Below are 22,143 nucleotides of genomic sequence, written 5' to 3'. Positions count from 1 at the left end.
GTCCGCGGCAAATGGAGCATACCTCTGCCGCGCGGTTTCTCAACTGTCATGGCCTCATGTCCTTATCAGGGCATGGCCTTGTTTGGTCGGGTTAACGCGCGGCAGTGCCGTCAGTTGCTATCGCCGATCGTTCCTGAACGGCGGCTGAAACGATCGCGGCTATTTCTGGGGAGCGGGTGACGGGCTTGCCGCAGGCGCGGGGCTCGCGGCCGGCTGGGGCGGCTGCGCACTACCGGCCGTCGGCGCCGGAGGCTGCGAGGCCGCGGCGGCCGCCTGCTGCGGCTGGGAGGCCGGATTGATCCAGCACGCGTGCACCCGGCTGTCCAGGGTCTCGGCGATCTTGGGATCGATCTGGGCGCCGAAGCGGGTCAGGCAGCGGAACGCCGCCTGGATGTGGCCGCCGGGGCAGCCGAAGCGGTCATAGAGGTCGAGATGGCGGAACGCGGTATCGAGGTCATCCCGCCACATCAGCCGCACCACGCGCCGGCCGAGCCAGACGCATTCGGGGTTGCCGGCCGGGCCGTTGATGGCCTGGGCGGCTTCGGCGAATTCGTCGGTGCGGCGCTGGTTCTGGGCGGTGGCATCCTTGGCGGCGTCGGCGGGCTGGGCGGCAGCCTTGCCCTGGTCAGGCGCGGGCGAGCCGCTCTGGGCGGAAACGCCGCCGATGTTGGCCAGGAGGACAAGGGAAGAGACGGCCAAAGTGGCGGCGAACTGCCGCAGGACCGCATTTCGTAACTCGAACACCCGTCGCCGCATGAATTCCCCAATATCTCAGCCGTCCGCCCGCGCGGGAGGACCTCGCGGACGCCGACGTGATGGCGTCCAAATGGGTCTCCAATGCGGCGGAAAAGTCCCGCAAAATCCAATGACCTGTAATTGGAATTTTGTCCAGCAAAGTCACGATCCTAGGGCCCGGTCGAACGGCCGCAGCCCAATTCCCCGGGGAGAGTGCGCAGCCGACCTGCCTCACCCCCTTGGCAGATGGCGTGCGAGCAGGTAATCGACGGACCCTCGCGGAGGACGGAACCGATTTCACTTCGTACGCCACTGGCGCTCCTGCTCGTCTCCCTGGGTGCGATTGCTGCCGTGTGGTGGTGGCTTGCCACGCCGATCACGCTCGCGCGCGCGCCCATCGATCCCAACGACAAGGTTCAATGCGTCTCCTACGCCCCGTTCCGGGGCGACCAGACGCCGCTGAACGAATGGACCCACATCGAGGCCGATCAGCTCGAGCAGGATCTGCGCCAGCTCAAAGAGATCACCGACTGCGTCCGCACCTACTCGATCGAGAACGGGCTCGACCAGGTGCCTTCGGTCGCGGCCAGGATCGGCGGGCTGAAGGTGATCCAGGGCATCTGGCTCGGCAGCAACCGCGCCAAGAATTTCGCGCAAGTTGCGACCGCCGTTCGCCTCACCAAGGAATTTCCCGACACCATCTCCGCGCTCGTCGTCGGCAACGAGGTGTTGCTGCGCGGAGAGATGACGACGTCGGACCTCACCGCAATCATCCGTTCGGTGAAGGCGCAGGTCACCGTGCCCGTGACCTATGCCGACGTCTGGGAATATTGGCTGAAGAACCGCGAGGTCTATGACGCCGTCGACTTCGTCACGATTCACATCCTGCCTTATTGGGAGGATATGCCGGTGAAGGCGAAGTTCGCCGCGAGCCACGTCGAGGCGATCCGCGAGCGCATGGCGGTGGCGTTCCCCGACAAGGAAATCCTGATCGGCGAGACCGGCTGGCCGAGCGAAGGCCGCATGCGCGAGGGCGCGCTGCCGTCGCGCACCAATCAGGCCCGCGTGGTCTCGGAAATCCTCGGGCTCGCGAAGGCGCTGAAGTTTCGCGTCAACCTGATCGAGGCCTATGACCAGCCGTGGAAGCGGCGGCTCGAGGGCACCGTCGGCGGCTATTGGGGCCTGATCGACTCCGTCCGGCGCCAGCTGAAATATCCGCCGGGTGAGCCGATCAGCAATTTCCCGTTCTGGAAATGGTACATGGGCGCCGGCATGGTCCTCAGCGTGCTGGTGTTCGCGGTGGCCGGCATCACGCTGCGCCGCCGGCCCTGGACGCCGCGCTTCTCGGCCTGGCTCGGCGTCGGCATCTCCGCGACGTCGGCGGGCATCCTGCTCGGGATCGCCGTCGACAAGATGTACTACGAGAGCTACGGCTGGGGCGGCTGGCTGCAATGGGGCATGCTGCTGCTCGCCGGCATCCTGTCGCCGATCTTCTGCGCGCAGGCGCTTGTTATCGGCCGCAATTTGCCGAGCTTCCTCGACCTGCTCGGTCCGCGCGAAGGGCGGAAGTGGTCAAAGCTCTCGGCCGTGCTGGGCCTGACCCTGGCGGTGACGGCGGTGATCGCGGCCGAGACCGCGCTCGGCTTCGTGTTCGACCCGCGCTATCGCGACTTCCCCTATGCCTCGCTGACGATGGCGGTGGTGCCGTTCGCGCTGTTGATGCTGAACCGCCCGCAGATCGGCGTGCGACCGATCGCGGAAGCGGTGTTCGCAGGGCTGCTGGCGCTGTCGGCGGTCTACGTGATCCTGAACGAAGGCCGCGATAATTGGCAGGCGATGTGGACCTGCGCCATCTATCTCTTGTTCGCGCTCACGCTGTGGCGGGCGCGGGCCGAGCAAAGCCAAGGATGAGCAGGCCGATCGCCAGGCCCGACAGCACGATGTTGTAGAGCACGATGCCGAGGCCGGCTGCGACCACGCCGAGCGTGAGCAGCACGATCGACGGCCGCATCAGGTTCAGCGTCGCGATCACCAGCGCGACGATGCCGAACACCGAATTCTTGAACAGCGACGTCGACACAGAGCGCGCCTTGCAGATCATGGTCTGCAGGCCGGCATCGCATGCGAGCGCCACCTGCGAGAACTCGACCGCGAGATAGCGCACATAGAGCGCCCAGCCGACGGTGACGAAACCGACGACGATGAGAAACTGCACCTGGTAGGGCGTGAGGCGAAACGGCTTCTTTGTCATGCCGGCAATATGGTCGGGATGGCGGGAGGGAGCAACAGGGGCGGGGGGATTTTTGCACCGGGGGCCTCGCGGAGGGGCCGCTGCATGGATTTGCGGCATCCCGAACGCATTAGAACCGTAGCCATACGGATTTGCGGGAATTTCAACGTCGCCTAACATTCGACTTGAAGCGTAGGCGTGATCGCAGGTCTAATCAGAAGCAGATCACGTCGTTCAAGAACGCGACTGCGGGGATGCGAGCGAGGTTGGCAATGGTTGAAGCGTTGCAGGTCAATTTTGCGCTTTGGGGTATGATCATTTGCGGGGCAATCAAGATCAGCCAGTTGATGGCCGCTCTCTAGGCGGCGCTGTCTCAGGCGAGATGCTCCGGCGTTTCAATCGGAAGCCCTGATCCCCTCAACGTCTGAAAAACGACGATATCGTCGAACTCGCCGATGCCGTCTCCGGCTTGGCCTGAGCGGCCGGCTGCGGCGCGGGTGCAGGCGGCGGCGCCGGCTCCTCGCGCCTTGACGAGCGCTTGGAGGAGTAGCTGCGGCGACGCTTGTCCGGCTTGGCGGCGGGCGCGGGCGCGGGCGCGGTTTCAGCTTGCGGTACCGCGTCCTGACCCTTTTCCTGGCTCTTCTCCGAACTCTTGTCCTGGTTCTTGTCTGAACCCTTGTCCTGCCCCTTATCCTGTCCCTTGTCCGCGCCGCCGCGCATCGACAGGCGCTGGCCGTCGAACACGGTCGTCTCGCAGTGGCGGTCGTTCTCGGCAAGGCCTGCGCAAAGCTTTGCGGCGGCGGCAGCATTGATCAGGGGGCCGGCCCCCAGACGGAGCTGCATGCCGAGGCCGTTATTGCCTTCCTTGATCATGATGATCGGCCGCAGCGCGGCGACCTCCGGATGGGACTTGCTCAGGCTGCGCCAGAGCGCGCGCAGGCCGTCGACCGAGTTCGCACCGCCGAGATCGATGGCAAAGCGCGTCTGCTGGACTGCGATTGCGGGAGACTCGGCTTCGGTTGCCTCGGGGGGCTTGGCTGGCGCCGCGGCGATTTCGGTCGGAGCGGGCGCCGCCTCGGGTTTCTGCTCCGAGGCGTCTGGTTGAGGCTGAATCAGTTTCGAAGCCGCCGGATCAGGCGGCGCCATGATCGACTTCGATGGCACCAACGGCAGGATCGGCACCGCCGACGTCGTCAGCGGAACGAGTGATGCGGCAGAGGCAGTCTGTGGCGGCGGGCCCGGTTGATCCTTGGCCGCGTCTTTCAAGCTGTCCTTCGACGCTTCCTTCGACGCTTCCTTGGGCTCCTTGCCGGCCCCCGCGCGCGGCTTGTCGACCAGCGAGGCCGCGGTCGACGCGACCGGCGCGACATCCGGAGCCGGGGGCTGCGCAGTGGTGACGGGCGTGTCCTGCGGCTTCGACGCGGGCGCTTGCGGCGATGTCGCGCTCTGCTTGGCGATGGCGCCGGTGACGGAATCAAGTCCCTGCTCGAGCACCGTGACGCGCGAATAGAGCCGGTCGCGATCGGTGTTCAGCGTCTCGATGGCGGAGGCGAGGCGACGCGCCTCGAGCTGGCTTTCCTTGGTCAGAACCTGCAGACGGTCGGACTGGCGGGCGAGATCGGCGGAGGCGACCTGGTCGCGCCGCCAGCCGAGCTGGGCCTGGTTGGCCAGCACGGCCACCACAACGGCACCGACGGCCGCGACTCCCCACGAGCCCAGCCGCCACATCATCCGGCGATCGAATGTGCTTTCTTCTGCCAAGAGTCCGGAGAACAGCCCGCCGGTCTCCTTGTCGCCGAAGGCATCCGCCAGTGGGTCGGAATCCTTTGCCATGAACGTTTAGTGCCCAGCCCTGCCTGGCTTCCCCGAATCAATCAGGGAACATTAACAGGAAAACCCACGCGCACTTGAATTCCGGGCGTTTGCGGGGGTAGCAAGGCAACAAGCTCGGACGACATTGACGTGTCGCCCATCGATGTGATGATCGATTCGGCCATATTTGACAGGATTGCGATGACCGCCCGCTCAAGCCTCACGATCGTGCTCGCCGCCGGCGAAGGCACGCGAATGCGATCCAGCCTGCCGAAAGTGCTGAATCCCGTCGCTTCCCAGACGCTGCTTGCCCATGTGCTCGGTGCCGCACCGCGCGGAACCGGCACTGCGCTTGCGGTCGTGATCGGCCCTGATCACCAGGCGGTCGCGGACGAGGCGAAGCGGATCCGCTCCGATGCGCTCATCTTCGTGCAGGCCGAGCGGCTCGGCACGGCGCATGCCGTGCTGGCGGCGCGGGAGGCGATTGCGCGAGGCGTCGACGACGTGCTGATCGCCTTCGGGGATACGCCGCTGATCTCGGCCGAAACCTTTGCACGGCTCCGCGCGCCGCTGGCGAAAGGTGCTGCGATTGCCGCGCTCGGTTTTCGCGCGGCGGATCCGACCGGCTATGGCAGGTTCATCGTCGAGGGCGACCGTCTGGTCGCGATCCGCGAGCACGCCGACGCCAGCGCGGACGAGCGCAAGATCGATCTGTGCAATGCCGGCGTGATGGCGATCGACGGCCGCCGCGCGCTCGCGATCCTGGACAAGATAGGCAATGCGAATTCCAAGGCAGAGTATTACCTGACCGATGCGGTCGGCGTCGCCCGCAGCAATGGATGGGAGTCCGTCGTGATCGAAACCAGCGAGGACGAGGTGCGCGGCATCAACACCAAGGCCCAGCTTGCGGAAGCGGAAAGCGTGATGCAGGCGCGGCTGCGCAAGGCCGCGATGGAGGCCGGCGTCACGCTGATCGCCCCCGAAACCGTGTATCTCGCCGCCGACACCGTGTTCGGCAAGGACGTCACCATCGAGCCGTTCGTGGTGATCGGACCGGGTGTCTCGATCGCCGACGGCACCGTGATCCATTCCTTCTCGCATATCGTCGAGACCACGCTCGGCAAGAAGGTTTCGATCGGACCCTATGCGCGCTTGCGTCCCGGCACCACGCTCGGCGATGGCGCGCGGATCGGCAATTTCGTGGAGACCAAGGCCGCGACGCTGGAGGCCGGCGTCAAGGTCAACCATCTCTCCTACATCGGCGACGCCACCATCGGCGCCAATTCCAACATCGGCGCCGGCACCATCACTTGCAACTACGACGGCTTCAAGAAGCACAAGACGGTGATCGGGCAGGGCGCCTTCGTCGGCACCAACTCCTCGCTGGTCGCGCCGGTGAAGATCGGCAACGGCGCCTATATCGGCTCGGGCTCGGTGATCACGCGCGACGTGCCGGACGACGCCATGGCGCTGGAGCGCAGCCCGCAGACCATTCGCGAGGGTGGTGCTGCGCGCTACCGCGAGATGAAGACCAGCGGCAAAAAGTTGGAAAAGAAGCCGGAGAAATGAGCGGCCGGATCCCAGGCGCTTTTCTGTGTCGTTAGGGCTGCGCGCTCATGAACGACCTGGATGTGTTCGAATTCCTCGTCAAGCACGTCGTCATGCCGCCGGGACGATGGGTGCTGGAACAGGTCGGCGACCCCGACCCAACCGAGATCGCGTCGCTGGTCACCGGCCTGACGTTCTGGGCGTTCGTCGTTTGCCTCGTCTTTGCCCTGGTGCTGGGGTGGTGAGGCGCGCCCTTAGTCGTCGTCGGCGACTTCCGAGAACATCGCGCGCGACAAGCGCCAGCCGCGCGGCCTGGCGCGCTTTGCCGGTTCGCCTTTGGCCTGCGTCATGAGGACGGGCTTGCTTTCCTTGCCGCGCTCCATGGCGCGCTGAGGCGGCGGCCAATGCGCGAGGCGAGTACCGGTGCTCTCACTGGCGAGCAGATACGTCGTTGGCAGACCTTTGCGGTCGGACGTGGCTTTCATGGCCTTGATCTCCCGAGCGAGAATCGTTGGCCAAACTTGTTGACAACAAGTTAATCCGCGCGGTTAAAGCCGGCCACATCGACATGGGCGAAGCTTGACGTCGCCGGCTGCTGTCGCAATCCGTCATAATTATTGAGTATCTGGTTCCTTAGGAACTTCGCTAAAAACCGAGCGCGTCGTTTAGGCGATTTTTCGACGATTTGGGGGATATTGATCCGCATGTGCGGGATTGTCGGCATTCTCGGGCGCGAGCCGGTTGCAGAGCAACTGGTGGATTCGCTCAAACGTCTTGAATATCGCGGCTATGACTCCGCGGGCGTCGCCACGCTCGAAGGCAAGCATCTCGAGCGCCGGCGCGCCGAGGGCAAGCTGAAGAATCTGGAGAGGCGGCTGGAAGCCGAGCCTTTGAAGGGGACGACCGGAATCGGTCACACCCGCTGGGCCACGCACGGCAAGCCGACCGTCAACAACGCTCATCCGCACGCGACCGAACGCGTCGCCGTCGTCCATAACGGCATCATCGAGAATTTCCGCGAGCTGCGCGAGGAGCTCGAGAAGAAGGGCACGGTGTTCCACACCGAGACCGACACCGAGATCGTGCTGCACCTCGTCGACGATCTCTTGTCGCGCGGCAACAAGCCGGTGGAAGCGGTCAAGCTGACGCTGGCGCGGTTGCGCGGTGCCTTCGCGCTCGGCTTCATCTTTGCCGGCGATGATGACCTCATGATCGGCGCCCGCAACGGTCCGCCGCTGGCGATCGGCTATGGCGACGGCGAGATGTATCTCGGCTCGGACGCGATTGCGCTCGGCCCGTTCACCGACACGATCAGCTATCTCGAAGACGGCGACTGGGTGGTCCTGACCCGCAAGAGCGCGACGGTTTTCGACAAGGACGGTCACGCCGTCGAGCGCGACAGGATCAAGCATGCCGCCTCGACCTCGCTGGTCGACAAGGCGAACTACCGCCATTTCATGGCGAAGGAGATCCACGAGCAGCCGGAAGTGGTCGGCCACACGCTGGCGCGCTATGTCGACATGGCGACCGAGCGCGTCTCGCTGCCGGTCAAGCTGCCGTTCGACTTCAAGGACATCCAGCGCATCAACATCACGGCCTGCGGCACCGCAAGCTACGCCGGCATCGTCGCAAAATACTGGTTCGAGCGTTTTGCACGCCTGCCGGTCGAGGTCGATGTCGCATCCGAATTCCGCTACCGCGAAGCGCCGTTGCGCAAGGGCGATCTCGCCATCTTCATCTCGCAATCCGGCGAGACCGCCGACACCCTGGCGGCGCTGCGCTATGCCAAGGCCGAGGGCGCGCACACCATTGCCGTCGTCAACGTTCCGACCTCGACCATCGCGCGCGAAAGCGAGACCGTGCTGCAGACGCTGGCCGGCCCCGAGATCGGTGTCGCCTCGACCAAGGCCTTCACCTGCCAGCTCATGGTGCTGGCCAACCTGGCGATCGCGGCCGGCAAGGCCCGCGGCGAATTGTCCGCCGAGGACGAGACCAAGCTCGTGCACGGCCTGGTCGAGATCCCGCGCCTGATGTCGGATGCGCTCACGACCGAGCTCCAGATCGAGAAGCTCGCCCATAGGATCGCCAAATCCCGCGACGTGCTCTATCTCGGCCGCGGCACCAGCTTCCCGCTCGCCCTCGAAGGCGCGCTGAAGCTGAAGGAAATCTCCTACATCCACGCCGAGGGCTATGCCGCCGGCGAGCTCAAGCACGGCCCGATCGCGCTGATCGATGAGACCATGCCGGTCGTCGTGATCGCGCCCTACGACCGCGTGTTCGAGAAGACCGTCTCCAACATGCAGGAGGTCGCCGCCCGCGGCGGCAACATCATCCTGATGACCGACGCCAAAGGCGCGGCGGAGGCGACGGTGGAGTCGCTCGTGACCATCGTCATGCCCGACATGGCCGCGGCCTTCTCGCCAATGGTCTATGCCGTTCCCGTGCAATTGCTCGCCTATCATACGGCGGTGGTCATGGGCACCGACGTCGACCAGCCGCGCAATCTCGCGAAATCCGTGACGGTGGAATAGGCAGCAGGGACCAGGCCGCGCTCTTCCAAAACCTGCTAGAAGCCCCTAGCTTGAACCAAGCGACCGACCTGGAACCCGAATGACCACCCGCGACGACGCGCCTGCGCCTCTTGACCCCGCCCCGGAACCGCATACCGGCCTGATGGGCCGGTTTCGCAATTATTTCCTGACCGGGCTGATCGTCACCGGTCCGATTGCGATTACACTGTACCTGGTCTGGTGGTTCGTCACCTGGGTCGACGGCGTGGTGCGGCCTTTCGTGCCGCTGGCCTATCGGCCGGAAACTTATCTGCCTTACGGCGTCCCCGGCTGGGGACTGATTGTCGCATTCTTCACGCTGACGCTGGTCGGATTTCTCGCGGCCAACCTGATCGGCCGCACCCTGGTCGACGTCGGCGAGACGTTCCTCGGCCGGATTCCGGCGGTGCGTGCGATCTATCGCGGTCTCAAGCAGGTGTTCGAGACGCTGTTCTCGGGCAAGGGCTCGAGCTTCCGCAAGGTCGGTCTCGTCGAGTTTCCATCGCCCGGCATGTGGTCGATCGTGCTGATCTCGCAATCGCCGAGTGAGGACATCGCGCGCAGCCTGCCGGGGCAGGAAGAACATGTCTCGGTGTTTCTGCCATGCTCGCCGAACCCGACCACCGGCTTCTTCTTTTATGTGCCCAGGAGCAAGATCATCGAGGTCGACCTCAGCGCCGAGGATGCCGCGACGCTGATCATGTCGGCCGGCGTGGTGCAGCCGGGCGCAGCGCCGGATCCGAAGAAGGCAGCCGCGCTCGCCGGTATGGCCAATGCCGCGCGCATTGCCAACGCCTCCACGCTCCGGCCCGAGCCTGCGAAGGCGGAGTAGGGCCATTCCGCGGCGGGATGGCCGTGGATCACGCGGGCGTTCGCATCCTCTGCTAATGTTCCGGTCGAGTTGAGCGACAACGCTCGGAATTCGAACTGGAGTGCCCCCGATGTCGAAAACCATTGCGATCCTCGCGCCCGGTGCCATGGGCAGCGCGGTGGCGCGACGCCTGAGCGAGAATGGCGCGCGCGTGCTGACATCCTTGAAGGGGCGAAGCGAGGCGACGCTGAAACGGGCGGCGGATGCGGGCATGGTCGGCGCCGAGGACGATGCGATCGCGGACTCTGATATCATCCTCTCGATCGTGCCGCCCGGCGAGGCGGTGGCGCTGGCCGAGCGGCTGGCCGCGCTGATCGTGAAACGGGCAAAGAAGCCGGTCGTGGTCGACTGCAACGCCGTCAATGTCGACACGGTGAAGCGGATCGAGGAGATCATCGGCTCGGCGCAGGCGCCCTTCGTCGACGGCGGCATCATCGGCTTCCCGCCGCAGCCGGGCGGCAAGAGCCCGGCCTTCTATCTGTCCGGCGAGCACGCCAGAGACGTCGCCGTGCTCAGAGATTTCGGGCTCGATGTCCGCACCGTCGAAGGTCCGGTGGGTGCGGCCTCCGCGCTCAAGATGTCCTATGCCGGTATCGTCAAGGGTCTCGCCGGCATCGGCTCCGCCATGGTGGTCGCGGCCACGAAAGCCGGTGCTGCGGATGCGCTGCGCGACGAGCTCGCCCTCAGCCAGCCCGCGATCCTGGCGCGGCTCGAGGTCGCGCTGCCCGACATGATCCCGAAGGCCTATCGCTGGGTCGCGGAGATGCAGGAGATTTCCGGCTTCCTCGGGCCGGATCATCCGGCAAGCCAGATCTACCAGGGCTTTGCCAAATGGTTCGAGCATCTGGCCGGGGACGCGAAGGGTGAGGCGGTCGATGCGTCGCTGTTGAAGGCGTTTGCCGCAAGCATTGCGCAGAAAAAGGCCTGATGATCAGGCATTCGCGATCAGTCTGCCTGCTCATGCAATGTGGCGACGGCTGACGATCGCTGACATGACACGGGAGTTGGAATGAGAGTGCTGGTGATCGGCGCGGGAGCGCTCGGAGGTTACTACGGAGCGAGCCTGGTCCGAGCGGGCGCCGACGTGACTTTTCTGGTGCGGTCCGCGCGGGCTGAGCAGTTGCGTCGCGACGGATTGAGGGTCAAAAGCCCGCACGGCGACTTCGCCGTGCAGCCGAAGATCCTGCTGGCGAACGAGCTCAACGATCCCTTCGACGTCGTGCTCGTTGGCGTGAAGGCCTATTCGCTCGACGACGCCATGAGCCAGTTTGCCCCGGCCGTTGGCGCGAACACGATGATTTTGCCGATCCTCAACGGGTTGAAGCACATCGACGCCCTGACCGCGCGGTTCGGCGCCGAGCACGTCCTCGGCGGGCTCGCAAATGTCAGCGCCGGGCTCGATGCGGATGGTCGCGTCGTTCAGTTCATGGCCAACCAGACCATCGTCTTCGGCGAGGTGAAGGGTTCGTTGAGTGAGCGTGTGCTCGCGCTGGAAAACCTGCTGCGGGTCCCCGGCATCGACGTGCGCGCCAGCGATGTGATCATGCAGGACATGTGGGAGAAGTTCGTCCAGCTGAGCACGCTCGCCGGGATCACCTGCCTGATGCGCGCCAGCATCGGTGACATCCTGACCGTGCCGAATGGTGAGCGGGCGATCTTCCGGCTTTTTGCGGAGCATTGCGCTGTCGCGACCGCCTCTGGCTTCGAGCCGCGCGCGCCGTTCATCGAATTCGACCGAAAGCTGTTCACCACAGCGAACTCGCCGCTGAAGGCGTCGATGCTGCGGGATATCGAGCGCGGTTCGACCACCGAGGCGGAGCATATCCTCGGCGACATGGCCAATCGGGCCCGGGCGCTGGACATCGAAACACCCGTGCTCGATCTCGCCCGGGCGCATGTCGCGGCTTATGAGGTTGGGCGGCAAAAACCGGCGAACTAACCCGCCCCGATCAGCGGGATCGCCTCGTCGCGCTCGTAGAGATACAGCAGGCAGCGCAGCGCCTCGCCGCGCTCGCCCTTCAGCTTCGGATCGTCCTTCATGATGCGCAGCGCTTCGTCGCGGGCTTGCGTGATGAGCTGGCCGTGGACCTCCGAGCGCGCGATGCGGTAGCCGGGCAGGCCGCTCTGGCGGACGCCGAGCACATCGCCTTCGCCGCGCAATTTGAGATCCTCTTCGGCGATACGAAACCCGTCGGTGGTCTCGCGGATCACTTTGAGCCGCGCTTTCGACATTTCGCCGAGCGGCTCGCTGTAGAGCAGAATGCAGGTCGAAGCCTCCGAGCCGCGCCCGATGCGGCCGCGCAGCTGGTGCAGCTGGGCGAGGCCGAAGCGCTCGGCATTCTCGATCACCATGATGGTGGCGGCCGGCACGTCGACACCGACCTCGACCACGGTGGTCGCGACCAGAAGTCCGATCTCGTGGGCCGCGAACTGGCCCATCACGCGGTCCTTCTCGGTGCCCTTCATCTGGCCATGGACGAGGCCGACGCGATCGCCAAAGCGCTTCTCTAGGCTCTCGAAACGCTTGGTCGCGTTGGTGAGATGCTCGGTACCCTCGGCCTCGGACTCCTCGACCAGCGGGCAGATCCAGTACACCAGCTTGCCGGATTCGAGCGCACGGCCGACGCCGTCCATGACCTCACTGAGCCTGCTCATGGCGACGGCGCGGGTGTCGATCGGCTGGCGGCCGGCGGGCTTTTCGCGCAACTCGCTGATGTCCATATCGCCGAAATAGGTCAGCACCAGCGTGCGCGGGATCGGCGTGGCGCTCAGCACCAGAACGTCGACGGCTTCGCCCTTCGAGGTCAGCGCCAGGCGCTCGCGAACGCCAAAACGATGCTGCTCGTCGACGATGGCCAGCGCCAGATCGTGGAAGATCACGTCGTCCTGGATCAGCGCATGGGTGCCGACGAGCAGATCGATCTCGCCCTCGGCGAGTTGCGCGATGATCTCGCGCCGCTCCTTGCCCTTCTCGCGGCCGGTGAGGATCGCGACCCGCATGCCGGCGCGCTCGGCCAGCGGCGCGATGGTCTTGATGTGCTGACGCGCCAGGATTTCGGTCGGCGCCATCAGCGCGGCCTGCTTGCCGACCTCGGCGACAGCGGCGGCAGCGAGCAGTGCGACCACGGTCTTGCCGGAGCCGACGTCGCCCTGGAGCAGGCGCAGCATGCGCACGGGCTGTTGCAGATCGCTCGCGATCGCCGCGGCCGCGTCACGCTGAGAGGACGTCAAGGCATAGGGGAGGGCGTCGATGATCCTGTGGCGCAGGTGGCCGTCGCCGGCGTTGCGCACGCCGGCCGGGCGGCGCAATTGGGCGCGGATCAGGGCGAGCGCGAGCTGGCCGGCAAGCAGTTCGTCAAAGGCGAGGCGGGACCAGAACGGCTGGTCCGGCAGAATGTCCGTCAGTTCGACCGGCTGGTGCACGCGATTGAGCGCTTCCGCGATCGGCGGGAAATGGCAGCGGCGCAGCACCTCCGGGCTGATCCATTCGGGCAGGGCCGGCAGCTTCTGCAGCGCCTGCGCGATCGCGCGGCGGAGCGAGCCGAGCGCGAGGCCCTCGGTGAGCGGATAGACCGGGTCGATGCCCGAGAGCTTTGAGATCGCCTCCTCGTCGAGCACGCGGTCGGGATGCACGATCTGCGGGATGCCGTCATACATCTGCAGCGTGCCGGAGACGAAGCGCTTCTCGCCCATCGGCAGCAGCTTTTCGACATAGCCGGGCTTGGCGCGGAAGAAGGTCAGCACGACGTCGCCGGTGTCGTCGCTGGCATAGACCAGATACGGCGCGCGGGAGTTGCGCGGCGGGGGCGGGCGGTGACGGTCGACGGTGACCTCCAGCGTCACCATGGTTCCCACACCAGCGTCGCGGATTTTCGGCCGCGCCCGGCGGTCGATGACCTGGCTCGGCAGATGCAGCAGCAGATCGACCAGCCGCGGCGTCTCGTTGCGGCTGAGCAGATATTGCAGCAGCTTGTCCTGCTTCGGACCGACGCCGGGAAGCGTGGTCACGGGAGCAAACAGCGGATTGAGCAGGCTGGGGCGCATGGACGCGAATCTAGGATCGTTTCGGCCCGTCATGCCCGGCTTTATGCCGGGCATCCACGTCTTTTTTCGCGGCCCTGTGCGCCGGTGCGGCCATGCCAAATCGAGGGCTGACACGGCAGGTCCGAGTGGCTATATCACCCCGGCCCGGCACGTCCGGGCTTTCGGCGTTTGACTGGATTTGAGACATGACGGGAACGACACGATCGAGCAACGGGCTGGACGACCGCCGCAAGCGGTTGCTGTTCCGCTGCTGGCACCGCGGCACGCGCGAGATGGACCTGATCCTCGGCCGCTTCGCGGACGCCGAGATCGCCAATCTCTCCGACGCCGAGCTGACCGAGCTGGAGACCTTGCTCGAGGTCAACGATCCCGACCTCTATGCCGCCATCACCGGTGACAAGGTGCTGCCAGCTGATGTCACCGGCGCCCTGTATGCCCGGATCAAGGCCTATCCGATCGCGGACCGCGACGTATGAAACCGGGAATGAAATCTCCGGCCGAGCTGCTGACGCCCGGCCGCGCGGTGACGCTTGCCAATGTCGCCGAAGGCGCCGAGGGCCTCGTCGTCTCCGATCTTGCGCGCGCGCTGGCGGCGCGGCCGAAGAAACCGCCTGTCAGCCTTGCCGTGGTCTGCCGCGACGGTGCCCGCATGCAGCAGCTCGAACGCGCGCTGCAATTCTTCGCGCCCGATCTGCCGGTGCTGACCTTCCCGGCCTGGGATTGCCAGCCCTATGACCGCGTCTCGCCGCACGGCGGCGTTCTGGCGCAACGCCTGACGACGCTGGCGCGGCTGGCCCCGCTCACCGGCAGCGACAAGCCGCTGATCGTGCTGACAACGGTGAACGCGGTGGTGCAGCGCGTGCCCGCGCGCGAGCTGGTCGCGGCGCAGGCGCTGTCGGTTGCGCCGGGCAATGTCGTGCCGATGGACACCATCGTCGCCTGGCTCGAGCATAACGGCTACAATCGTTCCTCGACCGTGCGCGAGCCCGGCGAATACGCCGTGCGCGGCGGCATCCTCGACCTGTTTCCGGCCGGCCTCGAGCAGCCGGTGCGCTTTGACTTCTTCGGCGACAGCCTGGAATCGATCCGCACCTTCGACGCCGAGACCCAGCGCACGCTGCTCGACATGCGCGCGCTCGACCTGGTGCCGATCTCGGAATTCCAGCTCGTCACCGATACCATCCGCCGCTTCCGCATGGGCTATGTCGCCGAGTTCGGCGCACCCGAGCGCGACGATGCGCTGTACGAGGCGGTCAGCGAAGGCCGCCGCCATCCCGGCATGGAGCACTGGCTGCCGCTGTTCCAAGACCGGATGGACACGCTGTTCGACTATCTGCAAGGCGCCGCCGTCGCGATCGAGCCGCAGGCCGAGGACGCCGTCCGCGAGCGCTTCAAGCAGATCCAGGACTATTACGAGGCGCGCCGCGATGCGATGGAGCACCCCGCCGGCGGCGCCATCTACAAGCCGCTGCCGCCTGACCGGCTCTATCTGACCGAGAGCGAGTGGGGCAAGCGGATCGGCGACATCCCGCTGGCGCGGCTGACGGCGTTCTCCGTGCCGACCGACGGCACCAGCGTCGTCGATGCCGGCGCCCGCAAGGGCCGCGATTTTGCGCCCGAGCGCAACGACAGCACGGTCAACGTATTCGAGTCCGTCGTCGCCCATGTCATGGGCCTGCAGGCGAACCGCAAGAAAGTCGTGATCGCACTCTGGAGCGAAGGCTCGCGCGATCGCATGACCTCGATGCTGCGCGATCACAAGCTGACCCACACCACCAGCGTCAACGCCTGGCGGACGGTGCAGGCGACCCCGCGCAACGAGACCATGCTCGCGGTCCTCGGCCTGGAGAGCGGCTTCGAGACCGACGAGATCGCGGTCATCAGCGAGCAGGACATTCTGGGCGACCGCCTGGTGCGGCCGCGCAAGGCCAGCCGCAAGCTCGACAATTTCATCTCGGAGGTGACGAGCCTCACCGCGGGCGACATCGTCGTCCACGTCGATCACGGTATCGGCCGCTTCATCGGCCTGCAGACGCTGGACGTCGCCGGCGCGCCGCATGACTGTCTCGAGCTGCACTATGCCGCCGAGACAAAGCTGTTCCTGCCGGTCGAGAACATCGAGCTGCTGTCGCGCTACGGCTCCGACCAGACCACGGTCGAGCTCGATCGTCTCGGCGGCTCCGGCTGGCAGACCCGCAAGGCCAAGCTCAAGAACCGCATCCGCGAGATCGCGGGCGAGCTGATCAAGATCGCCGCCGCGCGCCATTTGCATGAGGCACCCAAGATGCCGGTGCAGCAGGGCGTCTATGACGAGTTCTGCGCGCGCTTCCCGTATGACGAGACCGAGGACCAGTTAGGAGCCATCGAATCCACCCTCAAGGACCTCGAGCTCGGCCGTCCCATGGATCGTCTGATCTGCGGCGACGTCGGCTTCGGCAAGACCGAGGTGGCGCTGCGTGCGGCCTTTGCCGTTGCGCTCGAAGGCAAGCAGGTCGCGGTCGTGGTGCCGACCACGCTGCTCGCGCGCCAGCACGCCAAGACCTTCACCGAGCGCTTCAAGGGCTTTCCGGTGAACGTGGCGCAGGCCTCGCGCCTGGTCGCGACCAAGGAGCTGAACCTGGTCAAGAAGGGCATTGCCGACGGTTCGGTCGATATCGTCGTCGGCACCCACGCGCTGCTCGGCAAGGCGATCAAGTTCCGCGATCTCGGCCTCGTCATCGTCGACGAGGAGCAGCACTTCGGCGTCACCCACAAGGAAAGGCTGAAGGCACTGCGTTCCGAGGTGCACGTGCTGACGCTGTCGGCGACGCCGATCCCGCGCACGCTGCAACTGGCGCTGACCGGTGTCCGCGAGCTCTCGATCATTGCCTCGCCCCCGGTCGACCGTCTCGCGGTGCGCACTTTCGTTGCCCCGCACGATCCGCTGATGATCCGCGAGGCGCTGCTGCGTGAGCGCTATCGCGGCGGCCAGGCGTTCTACGTGGTGCCGCGCATCGACGACCTCGCCGAGGTCAAGGACTTCCTCGACAAGAACGTGCCGGAGATGAAGGTCGCGGTCGCGCACGGCCAGATGCCGCCTGCCGTGATCGAGGACATCATGACCGCGTTCTACGACGGCAAGTTCGACATCCTGCTGTCGACCACGATCGTCGAATCCGGTCTCGACATTCCCAACGCCAACACGCTGATCGTGCACCGCGCCGACATGTTCGGCCTCGCCCAGCTCTATCAGCTCCGCGGCCGCGTCGGCCGCTCCAAGCTGCGGGCCTATGCGCTGTTCACGCTGCCGTCGCAGCAGAAGATCACGGCCCAGGCCGAACGCCGGCTCACTGTGCTGCAATCGCTGGAGACGCTGGGCGCCGGCTTCCAGCTCGCCTCGCACGACCTCGATATCAGAGGTGCCGGCAATCTGCTCGGCGAGGAGCAGTCAGGCCACATCAAGGAAGTCGGCTTCGAACTCTACCAGTCGATGCTGGAGGAGGCGATCGTCAACCTCAAGGCCGGCGTTTCCGAGCCCGCCGCCGACCGCTGGTCGCCGACCATCACCATCGGCATGCCCGTGCTCATTCCGGAGGATTATGTCGGCGATCTCTCGGTGCGGCTGTCGCTCTACCGGCGCCTCGCCGATCTCGACAGCGAGGAGGAGATCGACAACTTTGGCGCCGAGATGCGCGACCGCTTCGGCGTGCTGCCGGACGAGGTGCGCTACCTGTTCAAGGTTGCCGCCATCAAGGCGTTCTGCCGCCAGGCCAATGTCGGCAAGATCGATGCCGGCCCGAAGGGCGCCGTCATCACCTTCCGCGACAATTCCTTCGCCTATCCCGACCGCCTGGTGTCGTTCATCCGCAGCTATGGTCAGGCCGCCAAGGTCCGGCCCGACATGAAGGTGGTGTTCCTGCAGGATTGGGAGACGCCGGAAGAACGTCTCGCCGGCACCACGGAGATCATGCGGCAGCTGGCGCAGCTCGCGCAGAAAAAGAAGGCGGCGTAGGCGAGGTGCCGTAGGGTGGGCAAAGGCGCTCTTGCGCCGTGCCCACGATTTTTCCGCGACGATAGGTCTGGTGGGCACGCTTCCGCCTTCGCCCTCCGAGCTACGGCGGACAAGCCGCTTTGCCCACCCTACGGGGTCCAGGTCGTCGCTACGAGGCCGCCCTTGATGCGTCGGCGGACAGTCGCGCGGAGCAAGAAGGCGGCTTAATTCGATTGCGGTGCATAGCCATGTTGACGCGCGGTCAAAACCCGCGCGTCGATAGGTAGCATTGCGTTTTTGGTGGCAAAGGCACGTCCTTGAGAGAGTGGATTTGATCGATCGCGGGTGGGCTCTCGATAGGGGCCAGTGCATGCTCGAGCTTTGGAATAAATGGTACGAGACCCTGGTCACGGTCGAGGCGCTTGCCACCGTCGTCGTGATTGCCGTGGTGGCTGCTGGCGTTATTTCGCTGGTGGAAAGTAGGCGCCCGACAAAACATTGATCGAGAGAGGCGTCGGCAAACTGGCCATCCGGGACGCCCCTCTGCAAGAGGACAAAATGATTGCTCCTCATGCAAGCTGGACAAACAGGAATGCTCCCTGGCGGGATTCCTTCGGTATGCTCGCGCTATTGAGCCTGCTGATCGCGGCTCCCGCATTATCGATGATCCACTTGCTGGAGTCCGAACTCGTCCTGCCTGCGCTCAGCATTCTGCTTTTCTCAGGCGCAATGATCGCCGCTCTTTTAGCCCGAACGGATTCGGAAACTGTAACGCTGGAAAATGTAACGCTGTGGGATATTGCCGGTGCATTCACCATGATGGGTTGCGCCGCGGCGATTTTCAGCGAACCGGATCAAGTAGCGCTTTTTTTCGAGCCGCTGACCCGTGATTGAATTTCCCATCACAGATGTCCTGAACGTTCTTTTGCAGGTCGTTCTGATCGACCTCGTGCTCGCTGGCGATAACGCCATCGTCATCGGTCTTGCCGCCGCCGGACTTCCTCAGACGCAACGGGCCAAGGCGATCTTGATCGGCATCGTCGTCGCGACGGTTCTGCGAATACTGTTCGCCGTGTTAGCCACGCAAATCCTCCAGATCGTCGGCCTCCTGCTCGCCGGCGGAATCCTGTTGTTGTGGGTGTGTTGGAAAATGTGGCGGGAGTTGCGTGCCTCCTCGACAGGGCCCGCAGGTGCGAGGGAGGCGGGAGCAAGCGCAGGAAACAAGCCCCGTAAAACACTTGTCCAAGCGAGTTGGCAGATTATCGTGGCCGACGTTTCCATGTCGCTCGATAATGTCCTGGCTGTCGCAGGGGCGGCACGCGAGCATCCAGTGGTCATGATTTTCGGCTTGGGGCTTTCCATTGCGATGATGGGCGTGGCCGCTTCTTTCATAGCGCGCCTGCTGCACGATCAACGATGGATTGCCTACGTCGGCCTGGCCGTGATTCTGTACGTGGCAGTCGACATGATTTTTCGCGGAACGCTGGATATCATGAGGGTTGCGTCGACATGACATGCGGCCGCGTCGACATGACATGCGGCCGCGTCGTGTCTTGCGTCTGCGCTGGCCTACCTACGACGCCGCCCTTGACGCGTCCGCCGATAGCCGCCCCAGCAGCGACCTTGCCGTATCCGACGGCGACAGCGAATCCACGCTGACGACGGGATCACTGCGCATCTCGTGCTTGCCGTTGGACGTGTGCTTCATCACCGCCGACAGTCGTCGGGCGATCATGTGCGCGGTGCGGAAGTCGGTCTCGGCGAACACCACGATCACCGAGCCGTCCTTCTGCGCGGCGCCAAAATCCATCTGCCGCATCAGGCGGCTGAGGATGCGTGCGGCATCGAGCTGCGCGCGGGGATTGCCGGGATCGAAGGCGAAACGCGCCACCGACAGGCCGCCGCCGCGGGCAAGCGTCTGCTCGACCGCCTTGGCAAAATCGCGCGCGAAGGCTTCGACCGTCAACAGGCCGCTGCGCGGGTCGAGCCAGCCGCCGGCGTCGATCGAGCGCAACGTGCGGCTCAGTTGCGCTTCCATCGCGTGCTGGCGGATCAGTGGCAGCGCATTGGCCGCGACCTTCGCAGGTTCGCCCGCGATCAACTCGAGATTGGGCAGGTCGTAGCTCTGGGTGAGCTGATGCGCGGTGACGACCACCGGCAGGTTGCGGAAGCGCGTGTCCTCCGCAAGCACCGTGAGGAAGGCATCGGTGACGCGCGGGGTGAAACCGTCGGAGAGCACGACGCCGTCGATGTCGCGGGTGTTGAGATGTTTTGCTGCGGCCTCGATCGAGAGCGCGCCGACCACGCCGGTGCGCTCGCCGAGTGCGACGGAGAGCGCCGGGTAGGCGGCACCGCGGCCGATCAGCAGCACGATGGCATCGCGCATCGGATCGGCCTCCGGCACGGCGACCTTCGCCTCCGGCAGCCGGCGCAGCACGGTGGCGTGCAGCGTGCGGACGCGGATCGCGGCGCGCAGGCGCGCGATCAGGCGTTCGGCAGCATTGCCGCGGGTGGCGAAGGGCAAGGCGTTGTGGGGCAGCGGGGTCTGCGCATCCAGCGCGACCAATGGAAGATAAAGCGGCTGGTCAGCGATCTTCTTGGCGAGGAGCGCGATATGGGGCTCGTGGCCGGCTGACATGGCGGCGAGGACTGCGGCCGGCTGAACCTCGCTGACGGCGCGCGCCGCGCTCGCCCAGTCGCTGTCGACGATGGGAAACAGACGGGCCTCGTCCAGCGCCGCGATGAAGGCGGGGCGCTCGGCATTGGACACAAACAGGATCGGGCCCGCCTGGGACATGGGATACTCTGATCACGCAATCGATGCAGCGCAATCTAGTCCGGCGGCCTTAATGCAGCGTCAATGTTCCAGCCAAAACTGTGCTCAAACCGGCCCGGAGCGGTCGCGAAAAGCCTCGACCATCAGGGGGTTAAGGCCGAGTTCGCTCAGCGCCTCGCGGGCGCGGGTATTGTCCTGGGCCCGGCCGGCCAGCCGATGGCCCGAGAGGCGGTCGGGCAGGGCCGTCAGCAACGCGCCCTGGCCGAGCCGGCGTGCCCATTCCTGGAGGTCGTTGGAGAGGAAGCGATAGCCGCCGACCGCCATGATGCCGGAGGGCGGCGCGGTGATGCAGATCGCGCCACTGGCGCGGTCGATCCGCGCGGCATAGCCGGTGTCGACGTAGTCGCGAGGCGGCTGCGCCGTCAGGGTCTCGCCGACCGGCTGCGGCGGAGCGTAGGCCGCGATCGGCACCATCGGGCCGCGCAGGCCGAGCGTGCCCTTCGGGGTCAGCAGGATATCGCCCGCGATCGAGGAGCCGGACTGCTCGCGCGGGGCGCCATGCGGCCCCGGCATCACCGTAACAGGCACCCCGTCCTCGCCACGCCGGGCGCCGAACAGCCCGGCCTCGCCGAACAGATAGACGTCCGTGAGCGGCGCATGCGGCGCGATCCAGGCTTCGCTTGCGGCCACCTGCTCCGGCGCGCGCCAGAGTCCGATGACATTGCGCAAGGTCGGCATCCGCGCCGCGAGATTGGAATCGCCAAGCCGCAGCGCGAGCTGGGCCGGCGCGATCAGCACGTCGCATGCGTGTTCGTTGATCTGCTGCTCCAGCACCTCGCTCTCGAACGGATGATGCAGCGCCAGCGTGCCGCCGCAGAGCAGCCACACCGCGAGCGAGGAGGCGAGGCCCGCGAATGACATCGGCGTGAACGCCGACATTACGGTCGCGCCCTGCTGGATGTCGGCTTCCAGCGACATTGCAAGCCCGCCCGCGATCAGGCTGAAATGCGGCCGCGGCACCGGGCGGAAGCCTTCGGCCGTGACGTCGAAGGAGATCATCGCCGCCTTGCGGCCGTCCTGGATCACCGCGCGCGTGGTGCCGGGCGGGCGTGTGAGCACCTCGTCGAGCGAGGCCATGCCTTCGGGCAGATCGGCGCCGAAGCCGAAGACGTGGCGGATCGAGAAGGCTTCGGCGGCCGCATGCATCGCAAGGTCGGAATAGCTGACGCCGTCGACCTTGCTCATGGTGACGATGGCGCGCGCCGCGGTGCGGTTGAGCGCGGCCGCCAGCTCTGCCTGCCGCCACAGCAGCGGCAGCACGGCGACCACGAGGCCGGCGCGATGGGCGGCGAGCACCGTCAGCACGAACTCGACCGTGGAAGGCAACTGGATGGCGATCACCGAATTGGCCGGCAGGCCCGATTCGACGAAATGCGCCGACAGCGCCTCGATGGCCGTGTCGGCTTCGGCATAGGTCAGCCGCCGCGGCTGGTGCCCGGTGATGCGGGATTTGTTGAGCGGATCGAGCAGGGCGGGCGCGTGCGGCTGTCGCATCAGCGTCCGCTGGAACAGCGTGTCGAGCGTCGGCGATACGGCTGGCTGGTTCAC

At 65.7% G+C, this 22,143-nt stretch carries 19 protein-coding genes; 12 read left to right on the top strand and 7 right to left on the bottom strand.

The window, feature by feature from the left end; genetic code table 11:
• Positions 1–159 precede the first annotated feature (159 nt).
• Positions 160–756, bottom strand: coding sequence for a beta-1-3, beta-1-6-glucan biosynthesis protein (locus tag NLM32_RS25275; RefSeq protein ID WP_254131560.1), 597 nt, complete (start codon positions 754–756; stop codon positions 160–162).
• 225 nt (positions 757–981) lie between these two features.
• On the opposite strand from NLM32_RS25275, the gene NLM32_RS25270 reads away from it, so the two are divergent.
• On the top strand, positions 982–2,646 hold the full coding sequence (locus NLM32_RS25270; protein ID WP_254135416.1) for a beta-(1-6) glucans synthase: 1,665 nt from the start codon (positions 982–984) through the stop codon (positions 2,644–2,646).
• Here the strand turns inward: NLM32_RS25270 and NLM32_RS25265 are convergent.
• Positions 2,606–2,986 carry a hypothetical protein gene (locus NLM32_RS25265; protein WP_254131559.1) on the bottom strand — a complete coding sequence of 127 codons (381 nt, stop codon included), beginning with the start codon at positions 2,984–2,986 and terminating at the stop codon, positions 2,606–2,608. The genes NLM32_RS25270 and NLM32_RS25265 overlap by 41 nt on opposite strands.
• A gap of 396 nt (positions 2,987–3,382) precedes the next feature.
• Complete coding sequence (locus NLM32_RS25260; protein ID WP_254131558.1) at positions 3,383–4,798, bottom strand: hypothetical protein; 1,416 nt, start codon at positions 4,796–4,798, stop codon at positions 3,383–3,385.
• 180 nt (positions 4,799–4,978) lie between these two features.
• Between NLM32_RS25260 and glmU the strand changes: the two genes are divergently transcribed.
• A complete protein-coding gene (gene glmU / locus NLM32_RS25255) occupies positions 4,979–6,346 on the top strand; it encodes a bifunctional UDP-N-acetylglucosamine diphosphorylase/glucosamine-1-phosphate N-acetyltransferase GlmU (RefSeq protein WP_254131557.1) in 1,368 nt (455 codons plus the stop codon).
• A gap of 47 nt (positions 6,347–6,393) precedes the next feature.
• Positions 6,394–6,570 carry a hypothetical protein gene (locus NLM32_RS25250; protein WP_254131556.1) on the top strand — a complete coding sequence of 59 codons (177 nt, stop codon included), beginning with the start codon at positions 6,394–6,396 and terminating at the stop codon, positions 6,568–6,570.
• Positions 6,571–6,579: 9 nt separating this feature from the next.
• Here NLM32_RS25250 and NLM32_RS25245 read toward each other — a convergent pair whose 3' ends face one another.
• The gene (locus tag NLM32_RS25245; protein WP_254131555.1) at positions 6,580–6,810 is read right to left on the bottom strand and encodes a hypothetical protein; all 231 of its coding nucleotides are present in this window, start codon (positions 6,808–6,810) and stop codon (positions 6,580–6,582) included.
• A gap of 219 nt (positions 6,811–7,029) precedes the next feature.
• On the opposite strand from NLM32_RS25245, the gene glmS reads away from it, so the two are divergent.
• From glmS to panE, 4 genes are all read left to right on the top strand, one after another.
• Positions 7,030–8,856 carry a glutamine--fructose-6-phosphate transaminase (isomerizing) gene (gene glmS / locus NLM32_RS25240; protein ID WP_254131554.1) on the top strand — a complete coding sequence of 609 codons (1,827 nt, stop codon included), beginning with the start codon at positions 7,030–7,032 and terminating at the stop codon, positions 8,854–8,856.
• A gap of 79 nt (positions 8,857–8,935) precedes the next feature.
• On the top strand, positions 8,936–9,706 hold the full coding sequence (locus NLM32_RS25235; protein ID WP_254131553.1) for a DUF502 domain-containing protein: 771 nt from the start codon (positions 8,936–8,938) through the stop codon (positions 9,704–9,706).
• Between the two features lie 109 nt (positions 9,707–9,815).
• A complete protein-coding gene (locus NLM32_RS25230; protein ID WP_254131552.1) occupies positions 9,816–10,673 on the top strand; it encodes an NAD(P)-dependent oxidoreductase in 858 nt (285 codons plus the stop codon).
• 81 nt (positions 10,674–10,754) lie between these two features.
• On the top strand, positions 10,755–11,684 hold the full coding sequence (gene panE, locus NLM32_RS25225; protein WP_254131551.1) for a 2-dehydropantoate 2-reductase: 930 nt from the start codon (positions 10,755–10,757) through the stop codon (positions 11,682–11,684).
• Here the strand turns inward: panE and recG are convergent.
• Positions 11,681–13,789 (bottom strand): ATP-dependent DNA helicase RecG, encoded by a 2,109-nt coding sequence (gene recG, locus NLM32_RS25220; protein ID WP_254131550.1) that lies wholly within the window; start codon positions 13,787–13,789, stop codon positions 11,681–11,683. The genes panE and recG overlap by 4 nt on opposite strands.
• 185 nt (positions 13,790–13,974) lie before the next feature.
• Between recG and NLM32_RS25215 the strand changes: the two genes are divergently transcribed.
• The 5 genes from NLM32_RS25215 (at position 13,975) to NLM32_RS25200 (ending at position 19,272) form a co-directional block, all read left to right on the top strand.
• Positions 13,975–14,265 carry a succinate dehydrogenase assembly factor 2 gene (locus NLM32_RS25215; protein ID WP_254131549.1) on the top strand — a complete coding sequence of 97 codons (291 nt, stop codon included), beginning with the start codon at positions 13,975–13,977 and terminating at the stop codon, positions 14,263–14,265.
• The gene (mfd, locus tag NLM32_RS25210; protein ID WP_254131548.1) at positions 14,262–17,780 is read left to right on the top strand and encodes a transcription-repair coupling factor; all 3,519 of its coding nucleotides are present in this window, start codon (positions 14,262–14,264) and stop codon (positions 17,778–17,780) included. The genes NLM32_RS25215 and mfd overlap by 4 nt, the downstream gene beginning before the upstream one ends.
• 349 nt (positions 17,781–18,129) lie before the next feature.
• Complete coding sequence (locus tag NLM32_RS45910) at positions 18,130–18,261, top strand: hypothetical protein (RefSeq protein WP_256568296.1); 132 nt, start codon at positions 18,130–18,132, stop codon at positions 18,259–18,261.
• Between the two features lie 56 nt (positions 18,262–18,317).
• The gene (locus NLM32_RS25205) at positions 18,318–18,653 is read left to right on the top strand and encodes a hypothetical protein (RefSeq protein WP_254131547.1); all 336 of its coding nucleotides are present in this window, start codon (positions 18,318–18,320) and stop codon (positions 18,651–18,653) included.
• Positions 18,646–19,272, top strand: coding sequence for a TerC family protein (locus NLM32_RS25200; protein WP_254131546.1), 627 nt, complete (start codon positions 18,646–18,648; stop codon positions 19,270–19,272). The genes NLM32_RS25205 and NLM32_RS25200 overlap by 8 nt, the downstream gene beginning before the upstream one ends.
• Before the next feature lie 60 nt (positions 19,273–19,332).
• On the opposite strand, the gene NLM32_RS25195 is transcribed toward NLM32_RS25200, so the two are convergent.
• Both NLM32_RS25195 and NLM32_RS25190 read right to left on the bottom strand, forming a co-directional pair.
• Positions 19,333–20,556: a GGDEF domain-containing protein gene (locus tag NLM32_RS25195; RefSeq protein ID WP_254131545.1), complete on the bottom strand. Its 1,224-nt coding sequence runs from the start codon at positions 20,554–20,556 to the stop codon at positions 19,333–19,335.
• Positions 20,557–20,640: 84 nt separating this feature from the next.
• Positions 20,641–22,143 carry a class I adenylate-forming enzyme family protein gene (locus NLM32_RS25190; RefSeq protein ID WP_254131544.1) on the bottom strand — a complete coding sequence of 501 codons (1,503 nt, stop codon included), beginning with the start codon at positions 22,141–22,143 and terminating at the stop codon, positions 20,641–20,643.

Source organism: Bradyrhizobium sp. CCGUVB14, from assembly GCF_024199935.1.
Classification (GTDB): Bacteria; Pseudomonadota; Alphaproteobacteria; order Rhizobiales; family Xanthobacteraceae; genus Bradyrhizobium.
Note: the sequence above shows the minus strand (reverse complement) of the source record. Positions and strands in the feature narration are given on the sequence as shown.